Below are 15,091 nucleotides of genomic sequence, written 5' to 3' on the forward strand. Positions count from 1 at the left end.
TATGTTTTTATTTAGTTTACCATATTTGAGCAATCTGTCCAGAACTTTTTTCGAGACTTTTTTTGCTTGAAAATCTATAAAACAGCTCAAAAAAACTAAGATAGCTCTCACTATCTTAGTTTTTCATATATTCTACTCAAAAGCCAGCATTTCCTGTTGAATTTTATTCATTTTTTCTGTTAGATGCATAAACTCAGCTTTGTTCCTATTATCGAGAGCTTTATCAATTTCAGCTCTAAGTTGTTCTAATTTTCTCTCTTCTAGGAGCATCGTCAGGAAGCATTCAATAAAAACGTTTGTTAATTCTTTTTCTCCTTTAAGGACACCCACCTGATTCATCAATGAATTAGAAAAATCACGCATTTCCACGACTACCACTCCTTCACCCATATTTATTACAATCTTGAAAAATTGTAATATGCCAAGAAAAAACAGAAAACAGCTTGAAAATACAACTTTACGGAAATCTAATGACTTGTAAATTCCCATGTGCTATAATGACACAAAATAACTCATATCTTACTTTGGCGCTTAGTCGTTATTTGGAATTCTTGCGCATTAGGCAATAATTCTAGGTTTCTTCTTAGACATAAATACAAACATAGAGGAGTTGAATGAAATGAAAAAAGAACAAATCAGTACTCAGTTTTATGAAGTAAACCCGCACACAATGATTATTTTTCCGAAAAAATCTGGAAGTATAGTCTATTCAGAAATTTATGAAGTTGATTCTCATTATACTTCTAAATTTACCCCGTTTGAGCTAATTAAAACCAGCTGTAACTTTTTCGGATCAAGCTATGAGGGTCGTAAGGAGGGCACCAAACATTTAATAGGTGTAACTCACAAGCCACCTATTATTATTGATCCTGTTACTTCCACGTATGTATTTCCAACTGTAGCACCAAGTTCAGTAGACTGTATTTGGATTTTCCCGCAACATATTAAAGACTATCATGCAATTGGATTTAACCACACTTTAATCACATTTTCTAATATGGAAACTTTTGAAATTGATATGTCTTTAGCATCTTTTAATAATCAGATTGCTAGAACCTCCATGTTACATATGAAATTTTCTCAAAAAATGCGTATGATGGAGAGTAACTTTCCTTCAATGAATATGTTTTTCCCACCTACTACACTAGCCGCTGAATCAAGACGTTTTTACAATACCATGCTTCCCGATAAAGAAGATCCTAAAGACCCTGAGCAGTAAATTTAAACTAAATAAAGCCAGCTACACATTGCGTAGCTGGCTTTACCTTAAATTATTTTTTATTCTCAATCGCATCAGCAATTCGTTTTAACATTAATAATTCATCTTCTGAATATGTATATGGTAGTTCTAAATACCATTTCTCAAGCTCGGGATTTCCAATCAACGGAAAGGCGTTTACTGAATTTTTTTCTCGTAAACCAGCTACATCATCTAATAGAAAATCTGTTGTTGTTCCAAGAATTTCTGCTAATTTTGCCAAAATAAAGATTGGCGGTCGGTGGTTATCATTTTCATATTTGCTTATTGTGGATGCAGTCGTCCCAATTTTTACCGCTAATTGTTTTTGCGTTAATCTATTTTTCTTTCGTAAATGAATTAATTTTTCTCCAAATTCCAATACGCCCACCTCGCTTCATTTCCAGTATAGCAATTTTTCAGAAAGAATTCGAGAATTTACTAAAAAGAAATCGCCTTTTTAGTTACAAAAGACGATTTCGCTATTTTTATACAGTTGGTTTCTTACGTAGAACACCAATTAATGCTGCACTGATTAATGTTCCAATAATAATTGCAATGATATAGAACCATGGTTGAGAAACTAGGAAGATAACGAAAACTCCTCCGTGTGGTGCTAATACTTTAATATTTAAGAACATAACGATTGCTCCGGTGATAGCACTTCCGGCAATGAAACTCGGAATCATTCGAAGTGGATCTGCCGCCGCGAATGGTATAGCTCCTTCTGTAATGAACGAAGCTCCTAAAATAGAGTTAGTTAAGCCTGCATCACGTTCTTGAGCAGTAAATTTATTTCTGAAAATAAGTGTTGCTACAAATGTTGCAAGTGGTGGAACCATTCCAGCAGCCATTGTTGCTGCCATGATTGCACTACCGCCCGTTGCTACACTTGCTGCGAGCGTTCCAGTTGCGAAAATATAAGCTGCTTTGTTAATTGGCCCACCTAAATCGGCTGCCATCATTGCTCCAAGCAGCAATCCTAAAATAACTGCATTTGTACCACTTAAACTATTTAAGAAATCATTTAACCAAGTATTCAACGCGCTCATTGGCACGTTTAGTAGCAACATTAATAGTCCTACAATTAAAACTGATAAAACTGGATAGAATAAAACTACTTTGATACCGTCTAATGTTTTTGGTAATTTTTTAAGGGCAAGTTTTACTAATTCTACTGCATAACCTGCAAGGAAACCACCAACTAATGCGCCAAGAAATCCTGCGCCGCCAACAGATGCTACTCCACCAGCTACAAAACCTGCTACAAGTCCTGGTCTATCGGATATACTGTAAGCGATGTAACCAGCAAATACTGGTAGCATAAAGCCGAATGCAACATCACCAATTTGTTTTAATAATGCTGGAATCTCGTTATATGAACCTAGTTTTGCAAGTTGGTCTTGAGGAACACCTAGCATTTGATCAAGCATAAATGCAATTGCAATTGCGATACCGCCACCAATAACAAACGGTAGCATGTGGGAAACACCACTCATTAGATGTTTGTATATTTGTTGACCGATTGAAAGACCATCTGCACTTTCTACCGCTTGGCTTCCTTCTTCTGCTTTATACACTGGGGCATTGCCAGAAATTGCTTCATTAATTAACTCTTCTGGCTTATGAATTCCTGCCGCAACTGGCTTAGCAATTAAATGCTTTCCGTCAAAGCGAGGCATATCTACTTGTACGTCAGCTGCAATAATAACGCCATCAGCTTCTGCAATTTCTTTATCTGTCAGGCGATTTTCAACGCCTCTAGAACCATTTGTTTCTACTTTGATTCGCACCCCTAATTTATTTGCTGTTTCTTGTAATTTTTCTGCTGCCATATAAGTATGCGCAATACCTGTCGGACAAGCTGTAACTGCTACAACCGACTTGCCAGTATCATTATTCGATTCTGGAGCGACAACTGTTTCTTCTGAATCTTCTTGTTCATGATTAAAAAGATTGATTACTTCATCTGGAGTTTTAGCATCTTTTAATGATTGAACAAAAGCAGGGTGAACTAATAATCTAGAAAGTGCTGCCAAAGTTTCTAAATGAGTTGCATTAGCGCCATCTGGAGCAGCAATCATAAAGAATAAGTGCGCTGGCTGACCATCTAAAGCATCGTAGTCTAATCCTTTTTCACTCTTAGCAAAAACAACGGTCGGTTCATTTACAGCTTTTGTTTTCGCGTGTGGCATTGCAATCCCTTCACCTACACCAGTGGAACTTTGTGCTTCACGGTTCATTATCGCTTCTTTAAAAAGGACCTCATCATTAATTTTCCCATTGCTTTTTAATGAAGCAATCATTTCGTCGATAGCAGCTTCTTTAGTCGTTGCTTGTAATGACATAATCATAACATCTTTGCTTAATAAATCAGTGATTCTCATTTTAGTTCCTCCCTGTTATTTTAGTTATCTTCACTTGTGGTAGTAATTCATCTATTAATTCTTTTTGAGCTAAATCTGTTGAGAATGCAGTTGCTCCACCTGTTGCAACGCCTGCAGCAAAAGCTTTAATTGGATCTCTTGTTTTATCAAAAGTTCCGACAAAGCCTGCAATCATTGAGTCTCCAGCACCTACGGAATTTTTCAGTTCCCCTTTTAAGGCATTAGCGAAGTAAACATCTTCTCCTGTAAATAGAAGGGCACCGTCACCAGCCATGGATACGATTACGTGTTGCGCACCTAGTTCCAAACACTTTTGTCCGTATGGCAGGAGATCTTCTACGCTATCTAACTTAGCACCAAATAGTTCTGCTAATTCATGGTGGTTTGGTTTAATCAGAATGGGACGATTAGGCAATGCATCAAGTAGTTCTTGTCCTGTTGTATCAATCATAAATTCGGCTTGTTTGTCTTTACAAATCCGAATTATTCTATCGTAAAAATCATTGCCAAGTGAAGGTGGTACGCTGCCAGACAAGATAACAATATCACCAGCAGTTACTTTGTCCATCACTTTTAAAAATTCATTGATTTCTTTGTCTGAAATCGCTGGTCCTAAGCCATTAATTTCTGTTTCTTCGCCGTGTTTTAGCTTTATATTAATTCGGGTATCATCTTTTACTGTTACAAAACCAGTTTTAATACCTTCGTTTTGTAACCAGTCTTTGATAAAATTGCCAGTAAATCCACCTAAAAACCCTGTAGCAAGACTTGGTACATTCAATTGATTTAGTACTCTGCTGACGTTGATTCCTTTGCCACCAGGTAATTTATAATCTTGTTTCATACGATTAAGTTCGCCAAGGTTTAATTGGTCGATTTGCACAATATAATCAATTGATGGGTTTAAAGTAATTGTATAAATCATTTTTCTACCTCGATTATTTTAGTTTTTTGGATAAAGGATTCTTTTACTGCTGAAGGAATATAGTCTGTCACAATAGTAGCTTCTTCTATTGAAAACATTTTTGAAAAATTCACTTCATTAAATTTTGTATGGTCTGCTACAACAAAGACGCGATCTGCACGTTCTTTTGCAGCACGTTTTACAAAGGCTTCTTCCATATCAGGTGTTGTGTAGCCATGCTCCGGATGCATCGCGTTAGTACCAATGAAAGCTTTATCAAAATGATAGTTTTGAATATTATCTAAGGCAACGGCACCAATAATGGCTTTTGTATGCACTTTCATTTTGCCACCTAAAAGATAAGCATCAATATTTTGATGAACTAGTTCTTCGATATGAGTTAATCCATTTGTAACAACCGTGATATTTCGATTAGCTAAATGAGTAATTAATTCTAGTGTGGTCGAACCAGCATCTAAATAGATACAATCATTTTCTTCCACTAAGCTTGCACAATATGCAGCAATAACTTTTTTACTTTGAATGTTTTTGAATGATTTCTCATTCATGCTTGGTTCTTGATTATGAAGCTTTACAAGTTTTGCTCCGCCGTGTACACGCTGGATTAATCCTTGTTCTTCTAGTTCGATTAAATCGCGGCGAATGGTCGACTCTGAGGTAGCAAGTCCTTCAACTAATTCTTGTAATTTAATCACACCAAGTTTCTCAATACTCTCCATAATAAGTTGTTTACGCTCTGCATTTAACATTATTACTCCTCCATCCAAAGTTAGTTTATCATCTTTTTCTTTCAAAATCAACCGTTTTCATTCAAAAACAATCACCGTAATTCAAATTCATTCATATTATAACATGTATACGCTCAAAATCATTCATAATTATTCATCCAGCGCTTTTCTTATACAGTTCTAAATTTTAGCAGTATACTTGTTTAGAAGATAATTTTTGGTTTTAGGAGGAGTTATTCATGCATACGGAATTAACATTTGATCAATTAGAAAGTTTTTCAAAAAAATGGCGTGAAAATCCGGATAAGTTGGTTTTTCAAGCTAGTATTATGAAAAATGGTATTAAAGCCGCTACTGAGAATCCAGCTTCAAAAGTGAACGTTCAGCCCGTTTTTTCTCATGAAGTTACTACAGATAAAGTTTCCAATCAACAACAAAGTGGAAGATGTTGGATGTTTGCAGCATTAAATACGTTTCGTCATAAACTGAACGGAACACTTGGTTTGAAGGACTTTGAATTGTCGCAGAATTATACTAACTTTTGGGACAAACTTGAGAAAGCTAATTATTTTTTAGAGAATATTATTGAAACAGCTAATGAGGATGAAGATAGTCGCTTAGTTTCGTGGTTGCTTGATACACCGCAGCAAGATGGTGGTCAGTGGGATATGCTAGTTTCGATTATTGAAAAATACGGGGTTGTTCCAAAGTCCGCTATGCCTGAAACGTTCCAAAGCAGCAAGTCAGCTGATTTAAATCATTTATTAAATGAAAGACTTCGCACGGATGCGGTTATTTTGAGAAAAGCTGTCACTGAAAAGAAAGATACTGCCAGTTTGAAAGAAGAAATGCTTGCGGAAGTTTATCAGCTTTTGGTAATGACTCTTGGTGAACCGCCTAAAGTATTCGATTTTGAGTATCGAAATAAGGACAATGAATTTAAGCAGGATTTACAGATTACGCCTAAAGACTTTTATGCGCGTTATGTAGATATGGATTTGAAAGACTATATTCCACTTATTAATGCACCGACAAAGGATAAACCTTTTAACCAAGCTTTCACAGTCGATTATTTAGGAAACATTGTAAATGGGACACCAATTAAATATTTGAATGTAGAAATGGCTGTATTAAAAAAAGCCGCCGCTGATCAAATCAAAGACGGTGAAACTGTTTGGTTTGGCTGTGATGTTGGTCAACTTTCAGAAAAAACTACTGGTATTATGGATACAGATATTTTCTTGCTAAATCAGACTTTTGGATTTAAAACTGCGATGACAAAAGCAGAGCGCCTTGATTATAAACACAGTATGCTTACACATGCGATGGTTCTTACTGGTGTGAATGTTGCCGGTGGTGAGGTAAATCGCTGGAAAGTGGAAAATAGCTGGGGAGAATCGATTGGTAATAAAGGATATTTTGTTGCTAGTGATGCTTGGATGGATGAGTTCACATTCCAAGTAGTGGTCCATAAAAAATATTTATCCGAAAAATTGATTGAGGCTTTTAATCAAGAGCCGATAGCGTTAAAACCTTGGGATCCAATGGGTTCGCTTGCACTTTAAATCGTAAACTCTGAAATAATTTTTATTCCGTTCATTTGAAAAAGAGCTGCTGCTACGCCGGTACCGTCTTTTATTTTTCCAGAGAAGGTGCCGTCGTAAATAGCACAGCTACCGCAAGATGGGCTTTTTTCCTTCATAATTATTTGTGTTATTCCAAGTTCATTCATTTTAGCTAATGTGATGCTCGCTCCGTATTTGTATTCTTCTGTCACATCTGTTCCTTGATTATCCATGACTTTGGCACGGCCTAACCAGACATCTTCACCGTCTCCACCTACTATTTCTGCTGGAAACCTCGGTGTTGGCAGGCCACCTATAACTTCTGGACAAAAAGGAATTGCTTCGCCGTTTTCAACCATTTGCTTTATTTTGGTAATTTCTTTATCTTTTCCATCGTATCTACAGGCGATTCCGGCTAGACAAGCGCTTACTGCTATCATTTAGATTTCCTCCTTTATTTTTACATTCATTTTAACATAAAAAGCTGCCACCATATGTAGGCGACAGCTCTGTAATTATTAGATGTTTTGGTATGCTACGGCGATTTGTGTGCCGATTAATGCATTGTGTTTTACAAGTTCGATGTTTGCTTCAAGGCTCTTACCATCTGTTAGCTCTTTTACTTTACCAAGTAGGAATGGTGTAACATCTTTTCCGTGGATGTGGTTTTCTTCTGCTTCTTTAAGAGCAGTTTGGATAACATCGTTAATTACTTTTTCATCCATCGCGAATTCTTCTGGAATAGGATTTGTAATTACTGCGCCACCTTCGATTTGAAGATCCCATTTTGCTTTAAGGGATTCTGCGATAACTTCTGGAGCATCTGCACGTAACGTTAATTCTACATCACTTGAACGTGTGTAAAATGCAGGAAGTACGTCTGTTTGGTAACCAATTACTGGAACGCCTTTCGTTTCTAGGTACTCCATTGTTAAGTTTAAGTCTAGGATTGATTTAGCTCCGGCACAAACTACGGCAACATTTGTTTTTGCTAATTCTTCTAAGTCAGCTGAAACGTCCATTGTTGTTTCGGCACCACGGTGAACGCCGCCGATTCCGCCAGTTACGAAGATGCCAATTTCTGCTAATTCAGCACAAATCATTGTTGCTGCTACAGTTGTTGCACCTAATTGTTTCGTTGCAATAAGATAGCCGATATCACGACGAGAAACTTTTGCTACATTGCTACTTTTAGCGAATAGTTCTAATTCTTCGTTGGAAAGTCCGATTTTAATTTTCCCGTCGATTAATGCGATTGTTGCTGGTACTGCGCCGTTATCGCGAATAATTTGTTCCACGTCGCGCGCCATTTCCACGTTTTGTGGGTAAGGCATACCGTGAGAGATAATAGTTGATTCTAAGGCTACGATAGCTTTTCCTTCTGCTTTTGCTTGTTTTACTTCTTCGGATAATGATAGATAATTTTTCATTTGAATTCCTCCAGATCTTTTTGTAGTTGGGATGTGGATAAATTTTGACGAACAGTGTACTCAGATTCGAGTGTTCGTGCAGCATTTACACTCCCCGCTTTTAAAATTTCTTGTAACGCTTTTCCTTCTAACCATGCGTAGATAACCGCGGAGCAAAATGCGTCTCCCGCTCCAGTAACATCTACAATATTTTCAATCACAATTGCTGGTTCAAAAATGATACCTTCTGCTTTGTTTGCTGCAACTGCACCTTTACTGCCATTTGTGACGATGACATTTTTCACGCCTAGATCTAACCATTTTTGTGCAGCTAAGCGCCAGTCTTCGTCGTTTTCGATAGTCATTCCTAGGTGCGTTTCTGATTCATCTCGGTTGCAGATTAGCCAAGTCACGTGATCAAGACTTTCTGGTAAATGAGACATTTTTGGTGAAGACACGGGAACTAGGACCAAAGGGCTGGAATTAATCTCGGCGAAACTGCCAAGATATTCTAATGTTTCTTTTGGACAATTTAAATCAGCAATGATGGCACTCGCTTGACTCAGCAAGCCTTCATTTTTTGCAAGTACATCTGGGGTTAAGTGGTCGTATGCATCCATGTCCGCTAATGCAACGAGCAGATCTCCGTTGTTTTCGAGTACTGCTGTATAAGAACCTGTTGCGATGCTTGGGAATGCCGTGACATAATCTAAGTTCATATATGTATTACTGGCATTTTTGACAGCTTCCCAGTCGGAGTCTGTTCCACAAGCAGTGAGTAATATAACTTCTTTGCCAAGGCGGCCGAGGTTTTCACCGACATTTCTAGCAACTCCGCCAGCACTTTGCGTTGAGCGCACTGGATTAGATGTAGCCAGTTGGGCCTTGTCTTTAATGTAAAACTTCCGATCGACATTCGCTCCGCCTATGCAAACGATTTGTTTTGCCTCATTTAAAATATAGGCTTTTCCTAAAATACGACCTTTTTTAATCAGGCCAGAAATCAGGTTCGCTACTGTCGGTCTTGATAAATCAAGTATATCAGCAAGTTCTTGTTGAGAAATGTAAGGATTTTTACGGATGGAATTGAAAATTATCTCTTCCTTTTCGTTCATTTTCGCTTTATTATTCTCCACGATATAATGCACCTCCATTCCAAACTTTTGTTTTAATTTCAAACACATGTTTATTATATATGTAAATGCTTTCTTTTGCAAACTAAAAAACGAAAATCCACTTCTTTTTAGGAAGAAAATTTTCGTTTAGGTTTATTTGTTTTGAAGAATAGCTAATTCGGTTTCAGTTAATGGGCGGTATTCGCCAAGTTCAAGCGACTCGTCTAATTGTAAATTACCCATCGAAATTCGTTTTAAATAACTGACTGTTTTGCCACGGGCGGCGAACATTCTTTTTACTTGATGGAATTTGCCTTCTTGGATAGTTACTTTTATTTCGTTTGGCGTGATAATTTCTAGGCGTGCGGGTTTGCAAGTGTAGCCGTCGTCGAGTTCGATTCCTGCTGCGAAAGCTTCTACATCAGTGGCAGTAACATCGCCATCAATTTTAGCATAGTAGGTTTTATCGATATGCTTTTTTGGTGAGAGTAAATTGTGTGCGAGTGTGCCGTCATTCGTAATAATCAGTAAGCCTTCTGTATCTTTGTCTAGCCGGCCGACTGGAAACGGATCAGTGAGCGTGTCTTCTTGGGCAAGCAAATCGATGACGGTTTCTGACACATTATCCTCGGTTGCACTCACGACATTTTGTGGTTTGTGGAGCATGAAATAGACGAATTCTTGGTAAACGACTGGGGTTCCGTGGACGGTTACTTGATCTTTGTCCGGATTCACTTGTGTTTTGCTATCTTTCTGGATTGTGCCATTAACGACAACTGCCCCGGATTTAAGTAGTGGTTTCACTTCTCTACGACTCCCGAAACCTGTATGGGACAATAATTTATCTAAGCGCATGGTTTAGCTCCTTTTTTCTTTTATTGTAACAAAAAAACGAAGCTTCCTCAAAGGCGCTCCGTTTTCTTTCTATTATTTAGTTTCAACAGCTCGTTTATTTTGAGGTATTGTTAAGCCGAGATTGCCTCTTAATGTCGTGGCTGGATACTCGTTTCGGTACAAACCTCGACTTTGTAAAAGAGGAATAACTTGTTCAACAAAAGTTTCAAATGTTCCAGGAATGTCAGATGCGATAATAAAGCCATCTGCGGCCTCATTTTGGAACCAAACTTCGATTAAATCGGCGACTTGTTCCTTCGTTCCGATGAAAGGTGTTTTTGGTGTCGCTGCTTCGGTCGCTACTTGGCGAAGGGTTAGCTGACGTTCTTTGGCTTCTTTTTTGATTCGATCTGTCGTACTTTGAAAAGCATTTTTGCCAATATCGCCAAGGTCTGGGAATGGCTCATCCAAATCGAATTGGCTTAAATCATAGTCATCGAAATAGCGTGCCAGATAAGTGACGGCGTTTTCGATTGGAATAAGATTGGCAAATTCGGTATATTTAGCTTCTGCTTCTTCCAAAGTATCGGCAACTATCGGGCTAATTCCCGGGAAAATCCGGATTTCCGCTGCATTTCTGCCAGCTTTTTCAGCACGTGCTTTTACATCTCGATAAAATTCGACAGCTTCTTCCAACGAATCTGAATGAGTAAAAATGGCTTCTGCATTTTGAGCAGCGAAATCCCGTCCTGTACTAGATGCGCCGGCTTGGAAAACGACTGGCTCGCCTTGTTTGGAGCGCCCGATATTTAACGGACCTTCGACTTGGAAATAATCGCCTTGATGATTTAAGCGATGTAATTTCTCGGGATTAAAAAATTCGCCGGTTTCTTTATTATAAGTGAACGCATCTTCTTCCCAAGAATTCCAAAGTCCGCGAACCACTTTTAAATGTTCTGCTGCAATGGTGTAACGATCGCTGTGGGTTGGGAGATTTTTCTTGCTATGGTTTCGCGCGGCACCTTCTTGCGGAGAAGTAACTAAATTCCACCCCGCACGGCCACCACTAATGTGATCGAGCGAAGAGAGTTGTCTTGCAAGTGTAAATGGTTCTGTGAATGATGTTGAAAAGGTCCCAACAAGGCCGATATTTTCCGTAGACTCAGCTAATGCGGATAAAATCGTAATCGGTTCAAAACGGTTAAGAAAATGCGGAATCGATTTTTCGGAAATAAAAAGACCATCTGCAATAAAGACAAAACTAAATAGCCCTTGTTCGGCAATTTTGGCGCGTGTCTTATAGAAATCTAAGTCGGTGCTTGCTGCAGGGTTGATGTCTGGGTGGCGCCAACCGTCTGTTGTTCCGCCAACACCATGGATAATTGCGCCAAACTGGATCGTTTCTTTTCTAGTCATTTTACTTCCTCCTTTTCAAATAAGGCTTTTTCTAAATAATCGATGCCGATTTCGGTAACTGCGTGATACGTACCTTTTTCAATGTCGCCGATTTCTACGACTGGAACATGGCGAATGCCGTATTTGGCTTGTAATACTTCACGTAAATAGTCATGTTCGGTGACGTCGATATCTTGGAAGACAATTTTTTGCTCGGTTAAATAATCTTTCACATCTTTACAATAGTGACACCCTACTTTACTCCAAACGACGACATTAGCCATGGACAACTTCCTCCTTTATCGATTCACTTAATAATTGGTACGAATAGCGTTTTATTTCAGTTGATTTGACCGGTGTTAAAATGACAAAATCTTGGATATTATATTTTTTTGAAAGTCGCTTAATTTCCGCCCCGACTTCTTGTTTTGTTCCTATTATTGCGCCAATTCGTTGGGTAATAAAGCGATATTCTTGGTTGATATCTTTCACGAAGGCTTCGGCTTGTTCGAGCGAGCCTACATTGACTCTACGTCCGTCCGCAAGCTCGACTTTGATTGACTCTCGCTCTGGTATGTGCCGATCAGCTGCGACTTTAGTTTCCGCAACCACAACAATTGGTGCTAATTGAAAACTGGCTTCCGGATTAATTTGGTACTGTTCAAATGTTTCGCGCGCTTCTTTTAAGACGCTCTCATCTCCGTTAATAAAATAAGCGAAAACGAAAGAAATTCCTAGCTCCGCGGCTTGTTTCGCGCTTGCTGCACTTCCTCCGAGTAAAAAGATTTCTAGATTATTTGCAGGAAGTGGTTTTGCTTCGATAGCCGCATCTGATTTGTGTGTCACAAAACTAACTAATTCTGCCAATTTAGCATCAAATGTTTGGACTGGTTTAGCAAAGTCTTTTTGGAGGGCGTCAGTTGCTGGCTGGAAACCACCAGGTGCTTTCCCAACACCAAGCGAAATCCGTTCTGGAGCTAAATTTCCAAGCACATGAAATTGCTCGGCGACTTTATACGGACTATAATGTTGCAGCATCACACCGCCAGACGCAAGCTTGATTGTGTTCGTTTTGGCAGCGATGTATCCTAGCAATACTTCTGGTGCTGACCCAGCTATTTCATCTGAATTATGATGCTCAGCAACCCAAAAACGATGATAGCCAAGTTGTTCCGCGAGTTGCGCAAGTTCTACGGTATTTTGCAAAGTTTCACTTGGATTCTCGCCAGGATTAATAATACTTTGGTCCAAAATGCTAAATCGAATGGTCATATGACACGCTCCTTCTTCACTTCTTTAATTTCATATAAATAATCCGCTGAAACTCGGTGTAAAAAGCGTTTAGTTCGCTCTTCTTTTGTATGATTAAACACTTCGTCAGGCGTGCCCTGTTCGACAATTAATCCGCCATCCATAAAAACAACTTGATCCGCGACTCGTTTTGCGAATTCCATTTCATGAGTAACGACAATCATCGTTGCACCGGCCCGCGCAATCTCTAACATTACTTCTAAAACTTCACCGACAAGCTCCGGATCAAGTGCAGCAGTTGGTTCATCAAACAAAATGACATCTGGATTAATCGCGAGTGCCCGGGCAATCCCGACGCGTTGTTTTTGTCCGCCAGAAAGCTGGGAAGGATATGCGCTAAATTTATCCGCCAAACCAACTTTAGTGAGCTCCCGTTCGGCAATTTCACGCGCTGCTTTTTTCGGGATTTTTCTCGCAACAATCAGTCCTTCCATCACATTTTGAATGACCGTTTTATGCGAAAAGAGATTATATTGTTGAAAAACCATCGCGGTATTTTTTCGTAGTTGCAACACTTCTTTTTTAGATGGTTTTTTGCAGTTAATTATTTGGTCGTGCATCGAAATTTCGCCATTTTCGGGTCGTTCCAGTAAGTTTAAGCAACGTAAAAAGGTCGTTTTCCCAGAACCACTTGGACCGAGAATTGTTACTACTTCGCCCTTTTTCACGGTTAAATCAATTCCTTTTAAAACCTGGTTTTCGCCAAAGCTCTTTTGAATATTCTTAATGGTAATCATACTGCCCCTCCTTGGTATTTAGCGATATTCTTTTCCAAAATGTAATTAATTGCTTCAATCAACATAGTTAGAAACCAGTAAATGAGTGCGGCGCCGATAAATGCTTCGAGAAAGGCGTAGTTATCGGAGGCTACAATTGTTGCCATTCCAGTGATTTCGGGAACTGCGACGATAGCTGCGATGGATGTGGTATGTAAAAATCCGATGCACAAATTGGTAAAATTCGGCAGGGCAATCATAAAGGCTTGCGGCAACAGAACCTTCCGAATCGCTTGGCCATGCGTGTAACCCATTGAGTACGCAGCTTCCATTTGACCGATATCAACGGCGATAATTCCAGAGCGCAAAATCTCTGTTAAGTAGGCCCCCGCTGTGAAAGATAGTGCGATAATCACAAAAACCACGACCGGAATTTTATTTGCAGATATGCCTAAATCAAATGACTTACTCAAAAAATCAACAATCAGCGGAATTCCTAAGTAAATCAGCATAATATGCAAAATTGCTGGCGTACTTCGAAAAAAAGAAACGTAAAACTTAGCAATTGGTTCTAAAAAACGAACATGGTACATCCGAATGAGCGTCAAGCCAATCGCGATAATAAAACCGAACAAGATCGGAAAGAAGGTCATCGCAAGTGTTAACGGTATCGTTTTTAGCATTGCCATTACGGCTGTTCCAATAAAAGGTACATCAAGCGGCATCATCATCTCTCCTTTACAGTTCTATATCGAAAATGCTTGTAAATCTGGTATTTTCCTTTTTGACCCGTTTTTCAATCCATTTGAAGGAATACTCAAGTAAAACGGCTGTGATATAGTAAATAATCGATAGTGAAATATAGACTTCCAGCGCGTGATTGCTCAGTGTTATTAAGGTTTGGCCTCTTCCTGACATATCCATCACCCCTATCGAAAACGCGAGCGATGTATCTTTCAAATAACCAATGACTAAATTCCCGAAATTCGGTAACGCTTGATACAAAGCTTGTGGCAAAATAATTCTCAAAAATGTCTGGCGCCCATTCAGCCCAACACTATAAGCAGCTTCCGCCTGCCCAGCATCCACACTATTTACTCCAGCGCGAATCACTTCTGCAATCGTCGCCGCACTACTCAGCGCATAGGTGGCAATCGCGGCATATAATGGATCCATTTGTGATAAATCAATACCAAAAACGCTGGAAAGTGCTGGAATTCCGTAGAAAACAATGAATAATTGCACCATAATCGGTGTCCCGCGGAAAAACGAAATATACACCCGCGCAAATTGGTTCAAAACTGGAATCTTGTAAATCCGTGGTAACGATAAAATTACGCCTAATATAAAACCGAAAATAAGCGAGAGTGCCAAAATATACAACGTAATCGGCAAATAGCCAGCTAACGTTGGAATAAAATCAGCAATCATTTTCACATCGAACGCTTTATCCATTATGATGGCACCCT

At 39.0% G+C, this 15,091-nt stretch carries 17 protein-coding genes; 2 read left to right on the forward strand and 15 right to left on the reverse strand.

The window, feature by feature from the left end; all coding sequences use genetic code 11:
* Window positions 1-132: 132 nt before the first annotated feature.
* Complete coding sequence (locus tag HCJ55_RS02435) at window positions 133-489, reverse strand: IDEAL domain-containing protein (RefSeq protein ID WP_185501842.1); 357 nt, start codon at window positions 487-489, stop codon at window positions 133-135.
* A 130-nt stretch (window positions 490-619) separates the two neighbouring features.
* On the opposite strand from HCJ55_RS02435, the gene HCJ55_RS02440 reads away from it, so the two are divergent.
* Window positions 620-1,219 carry a competence protein ComK gene (locus HCJ55_RS02440; protein ID WP_008948579.1) on the forward strand — a complete coding sequence of 200 codons (600 nt, stop codon included), beginning with the start codon at window positions 620-622 and terminating at the stop codon, window positions 1,217-1,219.
* A gap of 52 nt (window positions 1,220-1,271) precedes the next feature.
* Here HCJ55_RS02440 and HCJ55_RS02445 read toward each other — a convergent pair whose 3' ends face one another.
* The 4 genes from HCJ55_RS02445 to HCJ55_RS02460 form a co-directional block, all read right to left on the reverse strand.
* Entirely contained in the window at window positions 1,272-1,619 is a 348-nt protein-coding gene (locus HCJ55_RS02445; protein WP_185501841.1) for a helix-turn-helix domain-containing protein, read from the reverse strand.
* Window positions 1,620-1,725: 106 nt separating this feature from the next.
* The gene (locus tag HCJ55_RS02450; RefSeq protein WP_185501840.1) at window positions 1,726-3,624 is read right to left on the reverse strand and encodes a PTS fructose transporter subunit IIABC; all 1,899 of its coding nucleotides are present in this window, start codon (window positions 3,622-3,624) and stop codon (window positions 1,726-1,728) included.
* Between the two features lies 1 nt (window position 3,625).
* Complete coding sequence (gene pfkB, locus HCJ55_RS02455) at window positions 3,626-4,549, reverse strand: 1-phosphofructokinase (RefSeq protein ID WP_185516876.1); 924 nt, start codon at window positions 4,547-4,549, stop codon at window positions 3,626-3,628.
* The gene (locus HCJ55_RS02460; RefSeq protein WP_008948583.1) at window positions 4,546-5,298 is read right to left on the reverse strand and encodes a DeoR/GlpR family DNA-binding transcription regulator; all 753 of its coding nucleotides are present in this window, start codon (window positions 5,296-5,298) and stop codon (window positions 4,546-4,548) included. The genes pfkB and HCJ55_RS02460 overlap by 4 nt, the downstream gene beginning before the upstream one ends.
* A gap of 218 nt (window positions 5,299-5,516) precedes the next feature.
* Here HCJ55_RS02460 and pepC point away from each other — a divergent pair, with 218 nt between their 5' ends.
* Entirely contained in the window at window positions 5,517-6,842 is a 1,326-nt protein-coding gene (gene pepC / locus HCJ55_RS02465) for an aminopeptidase C (protein ID WP_185516878.1), read from the forward strand.
* Here the strand turns inward: pepC and HCJ55_RS02470 are convergent.
* The 10 genes from HCJ55_RS02470 to HCJ55_RS02515 form a co-directional block, all read right to left on the reverse strand.
* Window positions 6,839-7,282, reverse strand: coding sequence for a 2-thiouracil desulfurase family protein (locus HCJ55_RS02470; RefSeq protein ID WP_008948585.1), 444 nt, complete (start codon window positions 7,280-7,282; stop codon window positions 6,839-6,841). The genes pepC and HCJ55_RS02470 overlap by 4 nt on opposite strands.
* A gap of 78 nt (window positions 7,283-7,360) precedes the next feature.
* Window positions 7,361-8,272, reverse strand: a complete 912-nt coding sequence (locus tag HCJ55_RS02475; protein ID WP_185516880.1) for a pseudouridine-5'-phosphate glycosidase — start codon at window positions 8,270-8,272, stop codon at window positions 7,361-7,363.
* The gene (locus HCJ55_RS02480) at window positions 8,269-9,387 is read right to left on the reverse strand and encodes a carbohydrate kinase (RefSeq protein ID WP_185516882.1); all 1,119 of its coding nucleotides are present in this window, start codon (window positions 9,385-9,387) and stop codon (window positions 8,269-8,271) included. Before HCJ55_RS02480 ends, HCJ55_RS02475 begins: the two co-directional genes overlap by 4 nt.
* Before the next feature lie 132 nt (window positions 9,388-9,519).
* Window positions 9,520-10,221, reverse strand: coding sequence for a pseudouridine synthase (locus tag HCJ55_RS02485; protein ID WP_008948588.1), 702 nt, complete (start codon window positions 10,219-10,221; stop codon window positions 9,520-9,522).
* 72 nt (window positions 10,222-10,293) lie between these two features.
* Window positions 10,294-11,616: an LLM class flavin-dependent oxidoreductase gene (locus tag HCJ55_RS02490; RefSeq protein ID WP_185506146.1), complete on the reverse strand. Its 1,323-nt coding sequence runs from the start codon at window positions 11,614-11,616 to the stop codon at window positions 10,294-10,296.
* Window positions 11,613-11,879, reverse strand: coding sequence for a glutaredoxin family protein (locus HCJ55_RS02495; protein ID WP_008948590.1), 267 nt, complete (start codon window positions 11,877-11,879; stop codon window positions 11,613-11,615). Before HCJ55_RS02495 ends, HCJ55_RS02490 begins: the two co-directional genes overlap by 4 nt.
* Window positions 11,872-12,867, reverse strand: coding sequence for an LLM class flavin-dependent oxidoreductase (locus tag HCJ55_RS02500; protein WP_185516884.1), 996 nt, complete (start codon window positions 12,865-12,867; stop codon window positions 11,872-11,874). The genes HCJ55_RS02495 and HCJ55_RS02500 overlap by 8 nt, the downstream gene beginning before the upstream one ends.
* Window positions 12,864-13,643, reverse strand: a complete 780-nt coding sequence (locus HCJ55_RS02505; protein ID WP_185516886.1) for an amino acid ABC transporter ATP-binding protein — start codon at window positions 13,641-13,643, stop codon at window positions 12,864-12,866. Before HCJ55_RS02505 ends, HCJ55_RS02500 begins: the two co-directional genes overlap by 4 nt.
* On the reverse strand, window positions 13,640-14,347 hold the full coding sequence (locus tag HCJ55_RS02510) for an amino acid ABC transporter permease (RefSeq protein ID WP_185504144.1): 708 nt from the start codon (window positions 14,345-14,347) through the stop codon (window positions 13,640-13,642). Before HCJ55_RS02510 ends, HCJ55_RS02505 begins: the two co-directional genes overlap by 4 nt.
* Before the next feature lie 13 nt (window positions 14,348-14,360).
* Entirely contained in the window at window positions 14,361-15,077 is a 717-nt protein-coding gene (locus HCJ55_RS02515; RefSeq protein WP_008948594.1) for an amino acid ABC transporter permease, read from the reverse strand.
* Window positions 15,078-15,091 lie beyond the last annotated feature (14 nt).

Origin of the sequence: Listeria marthii (assembly GCF_014227425.1) — a bacterium.
Taxonomy (GTDB): domain Bacteria; phylum Bacillota; class Bacilli; order Lactobacillales; family Listeriaceae; genus Listeria; species Listeria marthii.

Coding starts and splice junctions, on each gene's coding strand:
- HCJ55_RS02515 (WP_008948594.1), bottom strand. CDS start 15,077: ATGGATAAAGCGTTCGATGTGAAAATGATTGCTGATTTTATTCCAACG.
- HCJ55_RS02510 (WP_185504144.1), bottom strand. CDS start 14,347: ATGCCGCTTGATGTACCTTTTATTGGAACAGCCGTAATGGCAATGCTA.
- HCJ55_RS02440 (WP_008948579.1), top strand. CDS start 620: ATGAAAAAAGAACAAATCAGTACTCAGTTTTATGAAGTAAACCCGCAC.
- HCJ55_RS02505 (WP_185516886.1), bottom strand. CDS start 13,643: ATGATTACCATTAAGAATATTCAAAAGAGCTTTGGCGAAAACCAGGTT.
- HCJ55_RS02495 (WP_008948590.1), bottom strand. CDS start 11,879: ATGGCTAATGTCGTCGTTTGGAGTAAAGTAGGGTGTCACTATTGTAAA.
- HCJ55_RS02470 (WP_008948585.1), bottom strand. CDS start 7,282: ATGATAGCAGTAAGCGCTTGTCTAGCCGGAATCGCCTGTAGATACGAT.
- HCJ55_RS02435 (WP_185501842.1), bottom strand. CDS start 489: ATGGGAATTTACAAGTCATTAGATTTCCGTAAAGTTGTATTTTCAAGC.
- pepC (WP_185516878.1), top strand. CDS start 5,517: ATGCATACGGAATTAACATTTGATCAATTAGAAAGTTTTTCAAAAAAA.
- HCJ55_RS02460 (WP_008948583.1), bottom strand. CDS start 5,298: ATGTTAAATGCAGAGCGTAAACAACTTATTATGGAGAGTATTGAGAAA.
- HCJ55_RS02490 (WP_185506146.1), bottom strand. CDS start 11,616: ATGACTAGAAAAGAAACGATCCAGTTTGGCGCAATTATCCATGGTGTT.
- HCJ55_RS02475 (WP_185516880.1), bottom strand. CDS start 8,272: ATGAAAAATTATCTATCATTATCCGAAGAAGTAAAACAAGCAAAAGCA.
- HCJ55_RS02485 (WP_008948588.1), bottom strand. CDS start 10,221: ATGCGCTTAGATAAATTATTGTCCCATACAGGTTTCGGGAGTCGTAGA.
- HCJ55_RS02450 (WP_185501840.1), bottom strand. CDS start 3,624: ATGAGAATCACTGATTTATTAAGCAAAGATGTTATGATTATGTCATTA.
- pfkB (WP_185516876.1), bottom strand. CDS start 4,549: ATGATTTATACAATTACTTTAAACCCATCAATTGATTATATTGTGCAA.
- HCJ55_RS02500 (WP_185516884.1), bottom strand. CDS start 12,867: ATGACCATTCGATTTAGCATTTTGGACCAAAGTATTATTAATCCTGGC.